The following is a 16,755-nucleotide window of genomic DNA, read 5'->3' as shown; positions in this document are numbered from 1 at the left end:
GAGGGCTGTTTCGGCGGCAGGCCGGCCGGCGCGTCCCGGCCGGCCGGGGAAGGGGTGGGCCACCGGTTCTCGCGCACCGGGTGATCCCGTCCCGTGAGGCGGTCCGATCCCGGGCTCACCGCGCCTCCCCCCACCCGGCCTCGCGGCCGAGGACCCGGGCGAGCCGCTTGACGGCCTGGCTCGCGGTGGAGCGTACGTTCGCCTCGGTGATCCCGAGGTAGTCCGCGATCCTGGCGTCCTGCAGACCGAGCAGGTAGCGCAGGACGACCACGTCGTGCTGCCGCTCGGGCAGGCGCCGGATCGCGTCGTACAGCTCCTCGCGCTCCTCCAGCGACTCCAGGCTGATCCTGGCCTGGTCGGCGAAGTGGCGCACCACCCTGGCCCAGTCCGGCACGGTGGACTCCGGCGGCAGCCGGGCTTCCTTGAGTGCGGCGTCCGCGAGGGCATCGGCCACGTGCTCCTTGATGAGCATCCAGGCGTAGCACGCCGGAACCGCCTGGCGCAGGGTGAGATCCCAGTCGCTCCACAGGTGGTCCTTCATCGTCGCGACCGCCCTGGCCGCGTCCGCCCCGTCGCGCAGCCGCGCCCGGGCGAATCCCCTCCATGCCCGCTCGTGCGTCTCGCAGAACGCCTCGAACGTCAGGCGGGGCCGACTCGGCCGTACGGCCCAGTCGTTTTCGTTCACGTCCCGATCCTCCCCGGCGGACCCTCCGATGGCCGCCCGGTCCGCTGCTCTTCCGGCCGCGTGATGCTCCGGCGTGCGGCCGGTTCGAGGGGAACCGGAGTCCCCTCGAGACCATTGGAGCTCATTTGGAGGGCTGTTGTGAAAGTGATCACACAAAGACATTTGCGAAGGGTGGACTGATTGATCATCATTTGATGCTTCGTCATACCGGCGCACCGAGTGTCCCATTGGGCCGCGGTCCTGATCAACCGTGCCTGTGCACACCGTTCGTGCCGATGCGGACCTTGATTCTCCGGGGCCCGTTGTGGGCATAGTGGCAGAGGCCGCGCCAGGGTCCGCCAGGGTTCGCCAGGCCGGCTCGGCGAGGCGGACCGCGTGCGAGGACGGGCGCGGGACATGGGGAACCACGGACACTTGGGGGAGTGGGTGGCAGGCGACACCGTGCGAGCAGGCACCGAATCGGACGTCGAGGTGAACCTCGACGTGCATGTGGCGCATTCGGCGAGGATGTACGACTACTACCTGGGCGGCACCACCAACTTCGCCGCCGACCGGGAGGCCGCGGGCCGGGCCCTGGCGGTCTTCCCCTGGGCGCGCGCTGCCGCCCGCGCCAACCGCAGCTTCATGCACCGCTCCACCCGCGCGCTGGCCCGGTCCGGCATCCGGCAGTTCCTCGACATCGGCACCGGGATCCCCACCTCGCCCAACCTGCACGAGATAGCCCAGCGGGAGATCCCCGAGGCCCGGGTGGTCTACGCCGACAACGACCCGATCGTCCTCACCCACGCCCAGGCGCTGTTGCTCAGCACCCCGCAGGGCCGTACCGCGTACGTGCCCGGCGACGTGCGCGAGCCGGGGAGGGTGCTGGCCGCGGCCCGTGAAGTGCTGGACTTCTCCCGGCCGATCGCGCTCAGCATGAACGCGCTGCTGCACTTCGTCCCGGGGCGGGCGCACCGGATCGCCGAGGAGATCAAGGCCGAACTGCCCACCGGCAGCGCCCTGGTGATCAGCCACTTCACGCCGGACTTCGCGCCGGAGGAATCCGCTCGGCTGATCCAGGTCTACACCTCGGCCGGCACTCCGGTGCACGCCTGCACCAAGGAGCAGTTCGCCCGGTTCTTCACCGGCTGGGAACTCCTCGATCCGGGCGTCGTCTCCACCCCGAGGTGGCGGCCGGACGACGCCTCCGCCGCCGATCCGGTCAGCGATGCCGAGGCCTCCTGCTACGGGGCGGTCGCGATCCGTCGGTGAACCGCTTCGCGTGGTCGGCCCAGCCGTCCCGTCGAAGTCCAGCCGAGCCGAGTCGGACGGGGCCGTCTCCAGGGGCTGTTTGAGAAGGTGTCAGGCGCTGACCGCGCGGAAGGCGAGGTGGAGAATGCCGTCTCCGGTCGGGAGACTGTCCGGATGAGCGATTCAGCGAGCCTCCGGAAAACGCCGACGCACGACTGGGCGAGCGTGGTGGACCTCGAGCATCTCGAGCGAATCCGCCGGGATCCGGCCGCGTTCGCTCCTGGCGGTTTGCGGCACCTGGTTCTCGAGGTCGTCGCGTACGCGGCCGACGAGGCCGAGGTCAACGGCGGCGGCCGGTGCGTCGTCACGCTCCACCACGACGGCTCGGTGACCGTTGCGGACGACGGCCGCGGTACCGCCACTCGTGTCGATGAGCGTGGGCGTGCGGTGCGGAAGCCGGTCATGACGACAAAGGACCTGCGCTTCTTCGACTCTCCCGGTGCGCAACTGCTTCCCGATGGCCATCCCCGCCGGGGCATCTCCGTCGTCGCGGCGTTGAGCGAATGGCTCGTCCACACCAACCGCCGTCAGGACGGCGCCTGGGTGCAGCGCTACGAACACGGCGTTCCGGTGACCGATCTGGAGCCCGTCTCCGGCGGCCGAGCGACCGGGACGACGGTTCACTTCCGTCCGGACGAGGCTCTGTGGGCGCGCGGCGGGCCCGCGGTCGCCGATCTGGTGCGGTTGACCGCGCCCTGGCGAGATGTTCTTTCGATCGATGTCCGGGACGAGGTCGACTGAGTTCCACGGCCACTGCGGCTTGTGGGCCGACGACGACACCGCGCTCGATCGGCCCGCCGCCGCTGCCTATTTGCCCTGGACTGGCTCCGGAGAGTTGTGGACCGGTCACCGAAGGTGCGCGATTGGACGGGGCGTCCGGGGGGGGGCTCCCGGCTTGGATCGCTTCTACCGCACGGTGTGAGTGTGTCATCATCTGAAGACATCGCTTGATGACATCGCTTGATGACAACTCGATCTCCGACAAGGGAGGGCGCGTCCATGCACACCCGGACGGGGCGGCCGACGCGACGGCAGCGGGCTCTGGTGCCCGTACTGGTCTTCCTCGGCACCGTGGTGGCGGTGATCAGCAGCCTCGGCGCCCCGCTGATCCCGACCATCGCCACCGCCGATCACGTATCGCTCGCCGAAGCCCAGTGGTCACTGACCATCACCATGCTGGTCGGGGCCGTCGCCACCCCGGTGCTGGGGCGCCTCGGCGACGGGCCGGGGCGTCGGACGGTGACGCTGGTCGCGGCCGCCGTGGTGGTGCTGGGCAGCGTGCTGGCCGCGCTGCCGCTCGGCTTCGGGTGGCTGGTCGCGGGCCGCGGGCTGCAGGGCGTCGGGCTCGGACTGACTCCGCTGGCCATCGCCACCGCCCGGGACAGCCTGCCCGCCGCGGCCTCCCGCTCGGCGGTCGCGCTGCTCTCGATCACCACCGTCGCCGGCGTCGGCCTCGGCTACCCGATCACCGGCCTGATCGCGCAGTCCTTCGGCATCCACGCCGGCTTCTGGTTCGGCGCGGTGATCAGCGCCCTGGCCCTGGTGCTGGCCGCCCTGGTACTGCCCCCGGCCGCCGGGCGCGCGCGGCACCCGCTGGACACGGCGGGCGCGGTGCTGCTCGGCCTGGCGCTCGCCGGTCTGCTGCTGGTGCTCAGTGAAGGGGAGGCCTGGGGCTGGGCCAGTACCCGCCTGTGGGTGGTCGCCGCCGCCGCGGTGCTGCTGCTCGCCGGCTGGATCCGGCACGAACTGCGCACCGCCCACCCGTTGGTGGAGCTGCGCACCCTGGCCAACCGGACGGTGCTGACCGCCGATGTGGCGGGCCTGGTCGCGGGCATCGGGATGTACCTGCTGATGTCGCTGGTGATCCGGTACGTGCAGACCCCGGTGAGCACCGGCTACGGTCTGGGCGGATCGGTGGTGGTCGCGGGCCTGGCGCTGCTGCCGTTCTCGGTGGTCTCCGTACTCTCCAGCAAGGTGGTCCCGGTGCTGGCCCGGCGCACCTCCACCGCCCTGGTGCTGCCGCTGGGCTGCGCGGTCTCGCTGGTCTCGGTGCTGCTCTTCCTGTCCGCCCGCAGCCGACTGTGGGAACTCCTGGTGGTGATGGCGGTCGCCGGGCTGGGCGTCGGCTGCACCTTCGCGGTTATGCCGGGACTGATCGTCGCCGCGGTGCCAGCCGACGAGGTCGGCAGCGCGGTCAGCTTCAACCAGGTGCTGCGCTACGTCGGTTACTCCACCGGCAGCGCCCTGTGCGGCGCCGTGCTGCAGGCGCACACCGCGCCAGGACGGCTGCTGCCCGCCGACAGCGGCTACCGGGATGCCGCCCTGCTGAGCTGCGCGGTGTGGGTGGTGATCGGGCTGGTTACCATCGTCCTGCCGCGGCGCAGCGCCCCGGCGGCCGACCGGGCCAGCGTGGACGAGGAGCTGATGGTGGACGAGAGCATCGCGGATATCGCGCCCGGCGAGGCCGAGGTGCCGGTCCTGCAGACCCGGGCCGAGCGGTGACCGAGGCGGGGCGGGGGCGCGACGGGGCGGCCGCGGACGGCGGGCAGGCGCCCGCGCCGGGCCGGCGCCGCGACGCCGCCCGCAGCCGGGAACTGCTCGTCCAGGCGGCGATGGAGCTCTTCGCCGACCGCGGCTTCGAGCGCACCACCACCCGGGAGATCGGTGAACGGGCGGGTGTGGATCCGGCGTTGATCGCCCGCTACTTCGGCAGCAAGATGCAGCTGTACCTGGCCGCCGTACGGGTCGAGCAGGGGGACGCGGTGCCGGCCGACCTGCTGGACGAGGACCGGCTGCGCGGCCTGCTGGAGCGGTTCGACCGGCGCGGTCCCGGGCCCTCCTTCCAGGCCGCGGTGCTACCGAGTGACAACACCGAGGTGCAGCAGGCCGCCCGTGGTCACCTCGACGAGCGGTTGGTGCAGCCGCTGTGCGACCGGTTCGCCGCCGAGCGGGTGGACCGGCCCCGGCTGCGGGCCGAACTCGCGGCGGCGGCCTTCGCCGGAGTGGTCCTGGCCCGTTCCAGCGGGGCGTTCGGCGAACTGGCCGAGGCGGAGCCGGGGGACCTGCTGCCGCTGCTGCACGACCTGCTGGCCGCGAGCCGCCCGGCGTTTTCGCGCGGTCACCGTGCGCCGCGCGACACGACCGCGAGCAGCCGATGAACACCCGGCCCCGGTCGGACATCTCCGTCGACGGCACCGGTCTGCTGTGCGTCGCCCTCCTGCTCCGGCTGCGTGCCGCCATCGACGGAGCCCCGGCAGGAACGATCGTGCACGTCATCGCGACCGACCCGGCCGCACCGCTCGACCTGCCGGCTTGGTGCCACATGACCGGCCACACGTACCTCGGACCGGTCGACGACGAGCAGCGGCTGTTCGCGCTGCGGATCACCGGATCCCCGGTGGCGACCCGGCCCGACGCTCCCTGGCACCCGGTCCCGCCCGGGGGCTGAGGTCCGCCTCGGCTGTCGCGCCGGGGTGGGCGCGGGCGGCACGGCTCGCGGATCGGGCTCCGGGGGCGCAGCGTGGAGAGTGTCCGCGAGTGCCGTGAGGTGGTGCCCTGTGAACGGGAACGACTCGGCTCCCCGTGACGCGGCTCCCCGTGTCGTGGTCGGCGTCGACGGTTCGCCGTCGTCGGGTGCCGCGCTGCGGTGGGCCGTCCAGCAGGCCGGGCTGATCGGTGGGACGGTGGACGCGGTGAGTGCCTGGGAGCCGCCGGTGGCGTACGGCTGGAACGCACCGGTGGTCGACACCAGTCTCGACGAGGAGAACGCCCGCCGGCTGTTCACCGACGAGCTGCGCGAAGTGCTCGGGGAGGAGTGCCCGGTGGAGGTGCATGCGCGTCTGGTGCTCGGCAACCCGGCCGCCGCACTGCTCGACGCGGCGGTCGGTGCCGAGCTCCTAGTGGTGGGCAGCCGGGGGCGCGGCGGCTTCGCCCGTGCGCTGCTGGGCTCGGTGAGCCAGCAGTGCGCGCTCCATGCGACCTGTCCGGTGGTGATCGTCCGCGCGGAGTGAGGCCGACCGGGACGGACCGGCCGCGGCGGGTGCCGACCCGGCCACCGCGGGTCTGACCGTGCCGAGTGGACCCGGCCGCGTCGCCCCGCAGCGGGAGAGGGGCACGGTGAACGAGAAGACCAGGCCCGGAGCCGCCGACGTCCGGTCTGCCGATCGGGTTGCCGTCGCACAGCGCATCACCGGTCGGATACGTCAACTCGGGTTAACGGACGACGACTTGGCGAACCATGCCGCGATGGTCCCCGGCTATCTGCGGCACCTGATCAGGATGGGGCCCGACTTCGACCCCGGAGGCTTCCTCCGGCTCGCCGCGGCGCTGCGGCTGACGTAACCGGGAGCTGGTCGAAGGGCGGACCGACGCCCCGCCGGGGCAGGCCGGGACGGCCCCGGGTACGGGCGGCGCCCTACGGCTGCGGGAGTGCCTGCGAGGCCCAGATCACCTTGCCGGTGGCGGTGTAGCGGGTGCCCCAGTGCTCGGCGAACTGCGCGACCAGGAACAGCCCGCGCCCGCCTTCGTCGGTGGCGGCCGCGTAGCGCAGGTGGGGCGAGGTGCTGCTGGCGTCCGAGACCTCGCAGGTCAGCTGGTGGTCGCGGAGCAGGCGTACCCGGATCGGGCCGCCGGCGTGCCGGATGGCGTTGGTGGTCAGCTCGCTGAGGATGAGCTCGGTGTTGAAGGCCAGGTCGGCCAGGTCCCATTCGTCCAGCTGCTGGGTGACGGCGGCCCGGGTGTGGGAGACCGCGGCGGGGTCGGTCGGCACGTCCCAGCTGGCGACCCGGTCGTCCGCCAGCACCCGGGTGCGGGCGACCAGCAGGGCGATGTCATCGCTCGGCTCGGCGGGCAGCAGGGCGTCCAGTACCGCGTCGCAGATCTCCTCCGGCGACCTGCCGGGTTCGGCGAGGGCTCGGCGCAGCAGCTCCAGTCCGGTCTCGATGTCGTGGTCCCGGCGCTCGACGAGCCCGTCGGTGTACAGCACCAGCCGGCTGCCCTCGGGCAGTCGCAGGTGCGCGGTCTCGAACGGCAGCCCGGCCAGGCCGAGCGGCGGTCCGGCCGGCACTTCGGGGAACTCCGCGGTGCCGTCGGGACGGACCAGCGCGGGCGGGAGGTGGCCGGCCCGGGCCAGCGCGCACTCCCCGGAGACCGCGTCGTAGACCGCGTACAGGCAGGTGGCGCCGGTGACCGCGGTGCGGTTGCCGGCGGCCGTCTCCTCTTGGTCGATCCGGTGGACCAGTTCGTCCAGGTGCCCGAGGAGCTCGTCGGGCGGCAGGTCGAGGGTGGAGAAGTTGTGGACCGCGGTCCGCAGCCGTCCCATGGTGGCGGCGGCGTGCACGCCGTGGCCCACCACATCGCCCACGACCAGCGCGACCCGGGCGCCCGGCAGCGGGATGACGTCGAACCAGTCGCCGCCCACCCCGGCGTGCGCCGGGAGGTAGCGGTGGGCGATGTCCAGGGCGTCCTGGGCGGGCAGGTCACGCGGCAGCAGGCTGCGTTGCAGGGTGACGGCCATGCTGTGCTCGCGGGTGTAGCGGCGGGCGTTGTCGACGCACAGCGCCGCCCGGGTGGCCAGCTCCTCGGCCACCGACAGGTCGTCCTCCTCGAACGGCTCGGGCTTGGCGGAGCGCCAGAAGTTGGCCATGCCCATGATGATTCCGCGCGCCTGGAGCGGTACGGTGATCAGCGTGTGGAAGCCGTAGGCCATCATCCGCGCGGTCAGGTCTGGGTCCTGCGCCTGCCAGTCGGGCGCCAGGCGCAGGTCGGCCTCGAGCACGGCGTGCCCGGTCCGGAAGCCCCGGGCCTGCGGTGTGGCCGGGGACCAGGTGATCAGGTCGCCCACCCGGTACAGCGGCGCGTTCGGACGGAGGCCGTGGACGGCGGTGCGCCGCATGTTCAGGTCCGTACCGGTCGGTTCGTCACCGCGCAGCACCGGATCCGCCAGGTCGACGGTGGCGAAGTCGGCGAAGCGGGGAACGGCGAACTCCGTCAGTTCCTCCGCGGTCCGCACCACGTCGAGGGTGGTGCCGATCGCCGCGCCCGCGTCGTACAGCAGCTTCAGCCGCTGCCGTGCCACGTCCGCCCTCCCGGCGAGCTCCTGCAGTTCCGTGGTGTCCCGCAGGGTGGCCACGAAGTCGGGCGGCCCGTCGCCGAGCTTCGTGAGCCGCAGGTTGACGGCCAGCAGCCGGTTCCCGGCCGGGTACACCTGGTCGGTGGCGGTCTCCCCGGACGCCAGCAGTCCGGCCATGCTGGCGTCGAGCCCGAGGTCGGTGACGGCCCGGCCCTCGGCGTCCGCGGGAAGGGTGAGCAGCCGGCGCGCCTCGTCGTTGGCGAGGGTGAGCCGACGCTCGCCGTCGACGATCAGCACACCCTCGCGGACGGCGTGCAGTACGGCGTCGTGGTGCTCGTACATCCGGGTGATCCCGGCGGGGCCGAGGCCGCGGGTCTGCCGCCGCAGCCGCCTGCTCACCAGTGCCGCGCCGCCGGTGGCCAGCGCCAGCGCTGCCGCGGCCGAGCCGAGCAGCAGCGGCAGCTGACGGTCGGCCACCCCGCTCACCTTGCTGATCGTGATGCCCGCGGAGACCAGCCCCGCGACCGAGCCGCCCGGCCTGGTCACCGGGACGACCGAGCGTACGGACGGACCAAGGGTGCCGACGTAGGTCTCGGTGACGGTGCCGCCGGCCACGGCCGGCGCGATGGTGCCGATGTAGTGCTTCCCGATCTCGCTCGGGTTCGGATGGGTGAGGCGGATCCCCTCCGGTGTCATGACGACGATGAAGTCCATCCCGGACGCCTGCCGGGCGGCCTCGGCCCGCGGCTGCAGGATCGCGGTCGGATCGGGCGCCGCCAGCGCGGCCAGCATCCCCGGCGAGTGGGCGAAGGTCTGGGCCACGGCCAGTGACCGGTTGCGGGCTTCCTGGGTGCTGTCCCGCTGGGCCTGCGCCAGCAGCTCCACCACTGCGGCGACGATCAGGAGCAGCACGATCACCACTTGCAGGACGAACACCTGGCCGGCGATGCTGTGCACGCCGATCAGTGTGGCCGGGCGCCGTGCGGACGGACCGGCACCGCCGTACCCACCCTGCGGCCGCCGGGCGTCCACGGAAGCGTTCCCCGGACGTTGACGCGCGCGCCGACGGCTCGGCCGCAGGCCGGCGGAAGAAGGGGCCGACTGGGCCCAGCGGCCCAGAAACCGGACCATATGCTCATTTAAGCACTGCCATCTTTCGGGTGCCGTCCGCGCGCCGACGGGCAGTGCCGGCCGGCTGCCCGAGGCCCGTGCTCCGCGCGGGACGGCGGTGTGCGCCCGGGGCGCGTGGGTCGGCGGCGTGGTCCCGGGGCCGCGCACGGTCTGCTGCCGAGGTGTCAGCCGGTCTCGTCCGTCGGGTTCGGAGGGTTCAGCCGGGGGCTGCGGGAGCAGACCAGTGCCACCGTGGTGGTGCAGGCGGCGACGACGATCGATTGTCAGTACGGCTCGCTACGTTTCACCCAGCTCAGGAACGGCAGCTGGGAGGGCACGGTCGTGGCATGGCTGGCAGCGGGTGGCTACGAGGTCACCCTGGGACCCGACGGGAAGGTCGCGTGCCGCAACGCGGCCGGCCGCCGGCTTAAGACGGTGCCGTCGAAACTCAAGGACGACCCGGCCGTCACCGGGCTGCGCCGGCTGGCCGAGTGGCTCGACGCGCACCAGCGGCACTGCCTGCTGGAGGTGGAACGGTGGATGGTCCGCTCGCTCCCGGTGCCCGCCGCGGTGCTCACCGCCGTCTGGGCCGACGAGGCCTGGCAGTCGGTGCTCCGCGACCTGGTGGTGACGAGCGCCGACGGCGCCCTCGCGGGCTTCCTGCGCGGCGCGGACCCGCAGCGCGGCATCCGCGTGGTCGACCTGGACGGCGACACGGTCCGCCTCGCCGGCCCCGAGATCCGCGTACCGCACCCCGTCCTGCTCGATGACTTGGACGAACTGCGCGAGTTCGCGGCCGAGTTGGGCGTATCCCAGCAACTTCAGCAGCTGCACCGGGAGGTCTGGCACCGCCCCGCCGACCTCGACCCGAGGGCGGTCCAGACGGATACCTACGCCGGCGGCCGCTACCGGGAGCTGCGCGAACTGGTCGCCCGCTGCGCCCGGTTCGGGTACCGGGTGCGCGGCGGCTACGCGGTCGCCCCCCTGGTCGAGGACGGCCGGGCGCTGGAGGCCCGCCTCTGGGTGGGCGACTACTACGAGTACGACGAGTGCGAGACGGGCCCGCTCGGCTGGGCGGCCCCGGACGGGCGGCCTGTGCCGCTCGCCGAGGTCGGCCCGGTGGCCTGGTCCGAGGGCATGCGGATGGCCGCCGCGCTGTACGCCGGCCGCACGATCGAAGGGGAGGGGTCGGCATGACGACCACAGGGACGACGACCACGCAGCCGGCGGACGACCGCTACCGGGAGGACCTGCTCGACAGCGGCGGCATCCTCCCGGCCGGTACCCCGGCGGACGCCGGCCGCCCCGAGAGCACCGTGGACGTGCTCACCGCCCGTGCCTACCGGCACCCGGCCCTGGACGGGCGCACGGTGGTCCGGCTGGTGCCCGGCGCACTCGGCCCGGCCGAGGACCTCGCCCTGGAGTTCCTCGACCTGACGCCGGCCGAAGAGCCGGCCGAGGTCGGCCAGGTCCGCCAGGAGGCCCTCGGCTTCCCGGCCTGGGCCCTGGTCCACGACCCCGCCAACGGCCACCACGCGCTGGCCGTGGTCAAGGAGATGGAACGCCTGGCCCGCCAGGCCAGGTCCAAGCCCGGCAACGCCAAGGACGGCTTCGAGCGGCTGGCCGTCCGCCTCGGGCGCGCGGTGCCGCACTTCCTGCCGACGTACTGCGAGCAGGTCGGCCGGATCTTCCTGGAGCAGGGCAACCAGACGTACGCGGCCACCTTCTTCGGCAAGGCCCGTGAGGCCGAGCGCACCTTCAGCCTGGAGATCGACGAGGAGCGGCTGCGCGCCGTCTTCCTGGAGTTCGCCCTGGGCGGCGCACTCACCGTCAAGGCCCTGCGCCAGTACGTCAAGGACCTTGCCGCCCGGCTCGACGCGATGACCGCCTGGCAGCGGTTCCGCCAGCTGTGCGCCGAGCGCTCCGGTGCGGGCATGGCCCCCTACGCGGGCATCGCGGAGGACGCCCGGGCGCTCATCAAGGCCGCCGGGCTCGACCAGCGCGAGCAGCAGCAGGCGCTGCTCGCCGAGCTGCTGCCCGCCCCCGCGGTCGTCCGCGCCCCCGCCACCCTCTGGAAGTCCTGGCGGCCGGCACTGATCGAGCTGGCCCGCCGCGACGAGGCGGTCCGGGCCCGGCTGCTGGAGATCCTGCCCACCCCGCCCGGCGGCGGGGACCATGCCGCCGTCGACGAGGACTGGCTGGCGATCCTCAAAGAGAGCGGCGCGGACCGGCTCCTGACCGACCCGGCGGCCGCGGCGGCCGAGCCCGCGGCCAGCTGGCTGCAGCGATGGCTCATCCACCTCAACCGAGGCTGGCACTCCCGTCCCAGCTGCGCGGCGACACTGGAACTCGCCGCGCAGATGGCGGACCGGCTGCGCGCCGAGGCCGTCCCGGTGGAGATCTCGCAGAGCCATCCGACCGCGCTCAACCTGCTCGACCTGCTGCTCGCCGAGCGGGTGCCGGTCGCGGACCCGCCGTCGGCCATGTCCGTCAACCTCGGTGTCTGGCTGGCGCACGGCGGCCCCGGCCGGCGCGACCTGGCAGCCGTGGCGGCCGACCCGCGCTTCCGCCGGATGCTGCAGGACGCCATCCCGCCGGTCTGGGGATCGGCCGACGCCGGCAAGCTCAGCGGGCTCGCGGCCCGGTACCCGGTGCTGCAGGAGCAGTTCGTTCGCTGGGCCGACGACCGGGCCGACGAACTGCTGACCGCGCGCGGCCTGGCCGGCGCTCACAGGCTGCTGCTCTCGCTCGGCCCGGTGCGCCACGCCATCATCAACGCCAGCCCGGCCGCAGCCGCCAGGATCGCCCGACTGGACGTGGCCGCCCTGCTCGGTCGCACCCTGCGGGCCGGCATCCTGGACGAACTCGGCTGGCCCGCCCTGGAGGACGGGCTCCGCCGGCTCGGCTACGACGCCCCCGGGGCCGCCCCCGGCCGGTCGGCCAAGAACGAGCTGCAGATCGAGGACGCCTGGCCCGCGCTGATCCTCTCCCGCGGGCGCAAGGCCGTGGTGGTCGGCCCGGACGGCGTACTCCTGGAGCACGAGCTGCGCCTGCCCGCCGACCTGCCCAAGTGGAACCACCCCCGGCTGCGCTACGTCGACGGCGAACTCCTGGTCGCCTGGTACGAGGACGGAGAGCAGCGCGGCTACTGGTCCGCGCGGCCCGCCGAGATCCTCACCCTGACCGGCGAGCGCCTGGTCGGCGGCTACTACGGCGTCCGCGAACTCGCTCCCACGTCACTGCCGCTGCCCGACGGCGGCCGGGCCACCGGCGCCAGGGCCCTGCACGCCGGCGACACCGCCCTGCCGCACGAGCGGACGATCATGGGCGACGGTACCGGGTACTGGACGCTCCGCCGCACCGGCGACCGCCTCGCCCTGGCCGAGTACGACCCGGCGACCGGCAGCCACGGCCGCAGCTGTGTCCCGCCCGCCTTCGCCGCCGCCGGAAACCAGGCCGGCCCGCTCCGCCCGGAGCTCTCCCGGCTGCTCCCGCTCCAGCCGGGACTCGAACACAGCCCACTGGGCACCGACGGCACCGCGCTCGGCGGCTCGGTGCGCGGAGACGCCGGCACGATGACCTTCCACAGCACCGACGGCCGGACGGTCGTCCTGCCGGTCACCCGCTCCCGTCACGACCGGTACCCGACCGGCCGCCTCGACCTGCCCGGCGGCTCCTCCCTGGCACTGATCGCGGAGAACCGCGACCTCGCCCTCGGCCCGGTCGACGGCACCGGTGCACGGAGCGAGGTGTACGCCGAGCTGACCAGCGGCCAGCCCGGCCAGCTGCACGCAGCCGGGACGTCCCTGGTGCCCCCGCTCGACCACTGGCACGCGCTGCGGCCCCGCGACGAGGAGAGCTCCCGGCTGCTGCGCGCCGTGACGGACCGGAAGGCAGCCGAACTGGTCGACGCCGCCTGGCCGCTGGACGACGCGGACGCCACCCCGCCGGACCACCCCGAGCTGCTGCTGATCCAGGGCAAGCCCCGGCAGGTCGCGGGCGTCAGGGCGAGGGAGGCCACCCCGGCGGACGCCGTCGCCCGGGTGCTGCCGGGCCTGACCCATCCGCTACTGGTCCTCGGCGTGGCCGGCCTCGCCCGGCTGGCCACCGACACCGCCACCCGCGCGGCCCGCTACACGCCGCTGCCGCAGCCCTCGGCGCCCACCCGGGCCGGCGCGGCCGCCAGCGCGGAGCCAGCCGCCCACCAACCGGAGCACGGCCACGACGAGCTGCTCCGGGAGGCACTCCAGGGCGTCTTCGGCTCCGTCGACGGCTTCGGCAACAGCTGGAGCAGGAACCAGCCCCGGCATTGGCACGTGCTCGCCAACCTCAGGGCCGTCACCGGGCTGCTGGCCGCCGGCCGGGAGCCCGCGCCGGCCCGATGGACGGCCGAGCCCGAGCGTCTGAAGCTGCACGGCGACAGCAGGCACCACGGCTGGATCCACCTGCTCGGCCGTACCGCTCCGCTGGTGCTGGCCGCCTGCTCGCCCGCCACCGGCGAGCCGGCCAGGCCCGCGCTCGCCCTGCTGCTGACCGAGCTGACCCGCGGCTGGCTCGCCGACCGGGGCCCGGCGCTCCGCCAGGTGACGCTCACCGAGAAGCAGGAAGGCCCCCGCGACAGCTCCGCCCGGGTGGGCCAGGTGCTGCGGTGCGGCGAGCGCACCGTGATCGTGCTGGCCTGCGTGCGCCACTACGGCGAGGGCCGGGAGGTGCACTGGCTCGCGCTGGACCACGACCCGTCCGGGGAGTTCACCCGGGTCGCCCACTTCGGCGCGTGCGAGGAGCAGCGCGTCAGCGACGACCTGCCGGCCGACTGGGTCGCCGGCTTCACCGCCCGGCTCGAGCAGCACGGCCCGCTCGCCTGGCGGCCCGAGCTGGCCGAGGAATTCGGTGCGGCCACCGGGATCGGCCGGGCCAGAGCAGCCCTGCTGCTGGCCACCCCGCCCGGCCTGTACGGCTGGTCCGGCGACTTCCTCGGCACGGAGCAGCTCGGCCTGCTCGGGCTGAAGTCCGCGCAGGCCAAGGCCGCCCGGGAGTGGCTGCGCGCGGTCGACCGGGCGGACCGGGACGCCGCCTCGGCGGCGCTGCTGCCCGCCGAGCCTGCCGAGCTGTGGCGCACCGGCCTGGCGACGGACGCCGCCGCGAGGGTCTGGACGCGGCGGCGCGGCCGCCTGGTGACCCTCCCCGACGAGGCACAGGCCACCGTCAACGGGGCGACCATCGGGGCGATCGAGGACATGCTCAACGCGGCGACCACCCCCTGGCTGGCCCGCACCACCACCATGCGGCTGCGCCGACTGGACGACGGCCAGGAACTGCTGCCCGACGACCCGCACGCCATGCCCGACGGACAGAGCATGGCCGAGGCGGTCAGCGCCCTGCGCTGGCTGGCCTACCACCTCCCGTACGGCGACGGGCTGCGCCCGCTGCTACCGGCCGCGCTGGCTGCGATCCGCAAGCGGCTCGCCGACCCGCAGCTGCTGCTCAACCTCGAACTGCACTCCACCGCGGGCAAGCCGCTCGCGGCCGTGCTGCGCGCCCACGCAGGGCTGCCGGAGCAGGGCGGTGCGGGCAGCGACGGCCTGGTCGCCTGCGGCGAGGCGATCGTCCTGGCCCCGAGCCGCTACGGCGAGGCCGCCTTCCTGCGCCCGGCCGCGCTCACCGGCGCGAGTGACCCACTGCTGGACCTGCTCTCGGGCCTGGTCGGCGGCTACTACGTCAGGCAGGAGCTGCCCGCCCTGCGCGCCCTGCTCGACGCCGAGCTGGCGCAGTTGGTGGCCGCCGACTTCCCGCCCGGTGAGCCAGCCGGCTGGGCGCAGGACCCGCGGCGCAGCGCGCCGGCCCTGGTCACCGAGGTGGCCGAGGCCCGCGGGCTCGGAGCGGACGCAGCCGCCCTCTACCTCCAGCTTCTCGCCCTCCCCGACCCGACCGACCGCAACACCGCCCGCTGGACGGGCTGGAAGCCCGCGAGACTGAAACAGGCCCGCGCCGAACTCGCCGCCACCGACCTGGTCCTGGAGGCCAAGCGGGCCCGGGCCGGCCGCAGCCTCTTCCTGCCCGGCGGCTGGCAGGAGGCCAAGGCCCCCGGGCTGCCGGTGGAGACCTGGAAGTCCGGCCTGTACGAGCTGCCGGCGAACCACGCGATCCTGCCGCGGCTGACGGCACCCGCACTGTTCGTCCGCGCCTGGCAGCGGATCACCGGGGGCGACGTGCCCGGCTACGAAGAGCTCAAGACCGACAACCGCAGGAGAGGCCGCCGATGAGCACCCCCGCCACCCCGTCCGACCACAAGACCATCCCGTCCGACCGCAGTACCGGCAGGACCACCCCGTCCGACCACAAGACCATCCCGTCCGACCGCAGTACCGGCAGGACCACCCCGTCCGACCACAAGACCACCCCGTCCGACCGCAGTACCGGCAGGACCACCCCGTCGGACCGCAGGACGGCCGAGGCCGCTCCGGCGGACGGCGCGGCCGCCCGGGACCGCCAGATCGTTCCGCCCGAGCAGAAGTACGCCGCCGAACTGGAGTTCCTCGCCGCCTACGACTCGGGCCCGCGGCCGCCCGGCTGGCGGCTCACCCCGCGTGCCGTGGTGACCTTCGTCCTCGGCAGCGACGGCGGGAAGCTCAGGTGCGGCCGGAAGAGCATGGCCATCGAACCCAAGTTCGTCGGCGAGCGGGCGCTCGTCGAGCGCTGCGTGGTCACCCTGGCCGGTGAGCGCGGCCTGCTACTGGTGGGCGAGCCGGGCACCGCCAAGTCCATGCTCTCCGAGCTGCTCGCCGCCGCCGTCTGCGGCTCCAGCGCGCTCACCGTCCAGGGCACCGCCGGCACGACCGAGGACCAGCTCAAGTACGGCTGGAACTACGCCCTGCTGCTCGCCAAGGGCCCGAGCCGCGAGGCCCTGGTGCCCTCGCCCGTGCTCACCGCGATGACCACCGGCGCGGTCGCCCGGGTCGAGGAGGTGACGCGCTGCCTGCCCGAGGTGCAGGACGCGCTGGTCTCGCTGCTCTCCGAGCGGCGGATCGCCGTCCCCGAGCTCGCCGGCGGCGAGGACGGCCAGCTGCACGCCGCACCCGGCTTCACCCTGATCGCCACCGCGAACCTGCGCGACAAGGGCGTCTCCGAGATGTCCGCCGCCCTCAAACGGCGTTTCAACTTCGAGACGGTCGGCCCGATCGCCGACCTCGCCGCCGAGGTCGAGCTGGTCCGCCACCAGTCCACCGCCGCCGTCGCCCGGGCCGGCGCGCCCTATGCGGTGGACGACACCGTGCTGGAGGCACTGGTGACGGCCTTCCGGGACTTGCGCACCGGCCGGTCCGTCGAGGGCTGGGACGTCGAGCGACCGTCCACCGTGATGAGCACCGCCGAGGCCGTCTCGGTGGCCACCGCGCTCGGCGTCACCGCCGCCTACCTCGACGGCGACGGCGACCTGCTCGGGCGGCTGCCCGGACAGCTGATCGGCGTGGTCCGCAAGGACGATCCGGCCGACACCGCCCGGCTGCTCGGCTACTGGGACGGTGCGGTCCGCCGCCGGGCCGAGCAGGGGGCCGCGACCTGGCGCACCCTGTGGGACCTGCGCTCGGTGCTGGAGGGCTGA

The 16,755-nt window shown here is 74.0% G+C and carries 11 protein-coding genes; 9 read left to right on the top strand and 2 right to left on the bottom strand.

Annotation, left to right across the window (positions count from 1 at the left end; translation table 11 throughout):
- Positions 1–115: 115 nt before the first annotated feature.
- Positions 116–685, bottom strand: a complete 570-nt coding sequence (locus tag ACZ5ON_RS19105) for a sigma-70 family RNA polymerase sigma factor (RefSeq protein WP_465593548.1) — start codon at positions 683–685, stop codon at positions 116–118.
- 396 nt (positions 686–1,081) lie between these two features.
- Between ACZ5ON_RS19105 and ACZ5ON_RS19100 the strand changes: the two genes are divergently transcribed.
- The 6 genes from ACZ5ON_RS19100 (at position 1,082) to ACZ5ON_RS19075 (ending at position 5,985) form a co-directional block, all read left to right on the top strand.
- On the top strand, positions 1,082–1,936 hold the full coding sequence (locus ACZ5ON_RS19100; protein ID WP_465593545.1) for an SAM-dependent methyltransferase: 855 nt from the start codon (positions 1,082–1,084) through the stop codon (positions 1,934–1,936).
- A 153-nt stretch (positions 1,937–2,089) separates the two neighbouring features.
- Entirely contained in the window at positions 2,090–2,716 is a 627-nt protein-coding gene (locus tag ACZ5ON_RS19095; RefSeq protein WP_465593543.1) for an ATP-binding protein, read from the top strand.
- 258 nt (positions 2,717–2,974) lie between these two features.
- Positions 2,975–4,477 carry an MFS transporter gene (locus ACZ5ON_RS19090; protein ID WP_465593540.1) on the top strand — a complete coding sequence of 501 codons (1,503 nt, stop codon included), beginning with the start codon at positions 2,975–2,977 and terminating at the stop codon, positions 4,475–4,477.
- On the top strand, positions 4,474–5,133 hold the full coding sequence (locus ACZ5ON_RS19085; RefSeq protein WP_465593538.1) for a TetR/AcrR family transcriptional regulator: 660 nt from the start codon (positions 4,474–4,476) through the stop codon (positions 5,131–5,133). Before ACZ5ON_RS19090 ends, ACZ5ON_RS19085 begins: the two co-directional genes overlap by 4 nt.
- Positions 5,130–5,423: a sulfurtransferase TusA family protein gene (locus ACZ5ON_RS19080; protein WP_465593535.1), complete on the top strand. Its 294-nt coding sequence runs from the start codon at positions 5,130–5,132 to the stop codon at positions 5,421–5,423. The genes ACZ5ON_RS19085 and ACZ5ON_RS19080 overlap by 4 nt, the downstream gene beginning before the upstream one ends.
- Before the next feature lie 109 nt (positions 5,424–5,532).
- The gene (locus tag ACZ5ON_RS19075; protein WP_465593532.1) at positions 5,533–5,985 is read left to right on the top strand and encodes a universal stress protein; all 453 of its coding nucleotides are present in this window, start codon (positions 5,533–5,535) and stop codon (positions 5,983–5,985) included.
- 404 nt (positions 5,986–6,389) lie between these two features.
- On the opposite strand, the gene ACZ5ON_RS19070 is transcribed toward ACZ5ON_RS19075, so the two are convergent.
- Entirely contained in the window at positions 6,390–9,176 is a 2,787-nt protein-coding gene (locus ACZ5ON_RS19070) for a SpoIIE family protein phosphatase (protein WP_465593529.1), read from the bottom strand.
- 321 nt (positions 9,177–9,497) lie between these two features.
- Here ACZ5ON_RS19070 and ACZ5ON_RS19065 point away from each other — a divergent pair, with 321 nt between their 5' ends.
- From ACZ5ON_RS19065 to ACZ5ON_RS19055, 3 genes are read left to right on the top strand one after another with little or no spacing between them, the layout of a single operon-like run.
- Positions 9,498–10,352: a DUF4132 domain-containing protein gene (locus tag ACZ5ON_RS19065; protein WP_465593526.1), complete on the top strand. Its 855-nt coding sequence runs from the start codon at positions 9,498–9,500 to the stop codon at positions 10,350–10,352.
- Entirely contained in the window at positions 10,349–15,418 is a 5,070-nt protein-coding gene (locus ACZ5ON_RS19060) for a hypothetical protein (protein ID WP_465593523.1), read from the top strand. Before ACZ5ON_RS19065 ends, ACZ5ON_RS19060 begins: the two co-directional genes overlap by 4 nt.
- On the top strand, positions 15,415–16,755 hold the full coding sequence (locus tag ACZ5ON_RS19055; RefSeq protein WP_465593520.1) for an ATP-binding protein: 1,341 nt from the start codon (positions 15,415–15,417) through the stop codon (positions 16,753–16,755). The genes ACZ5ON_RS19060 and ACZ5ON_RS19055 overlap by 4 nt, the downstream gene beginning before the upstream one ends.

This window comes from Kitasatospora sp. NPDC032150 (assembly GCF_055579945.1).
The sequence above is the reverse complement of the archived record's forward strand: the minus strand, read 5'-3'. Positions and strand labels throughout refer to the sequence as shown.

What these genes read in the sequence shown, in the direction of transcription:
- ACZ5ON_RS19070 (WP_465593529.1), bottom strand. Translation starts at nt 9,176, where the DNA reads ATGGTCCGGTTTCTGGGCCGCTGGGCCCAGTCGGCCCCTTCTTCCGCC.
- ACZ5ON_RS19090 (WP_465593540.1), top strand. Translation starts at nt 2,975, where the DNA reads ATGCACACCCGGACGGGGCGGCCGACGCGACGGCAGCGGGCTCTGGTG.
- ACZ5ON_RS19100 (WP_465593545.1), top strand. Translation starts at nt 1,082, where the DNA reads ATGGGGAACCACGGACACTTGGGGGAGTGGGTGGCAGGCGACACCGTG.
- ACZ5ON_RS19060 (WP_465593523.1), top strand. Translation starts at nt 10,349, where the DNA reads ATGACGACCACAGGGACGACGACCACGCAGCCGGCGGACGACCGCTAC.
- ACZ5ON_RS19055 (WP_465593520.1), top strand. Translation starts at nt 15,415, where the DNA reads ATGAGCACCCCCGCCACCCCGTCCGACCACAAGACCATCCCGTCCGAC.
- ACZ5ON_RS19080 (WP_465593535.1), top strand. Translation starts at nt 5,130, where the DNA reads ATGAACACCCGGCCCCGGTCGGACATCTCCGTCGACGGCACCGGTCTG.
- ACZ5ON_RS19095 (WP_465593543.1), top strand. Translation starts at nt 2,090, where the DNA reads ATGAGCGATTCAGCGAGCCTCCGGAAAACGCCGACGCACGACTGGGCG.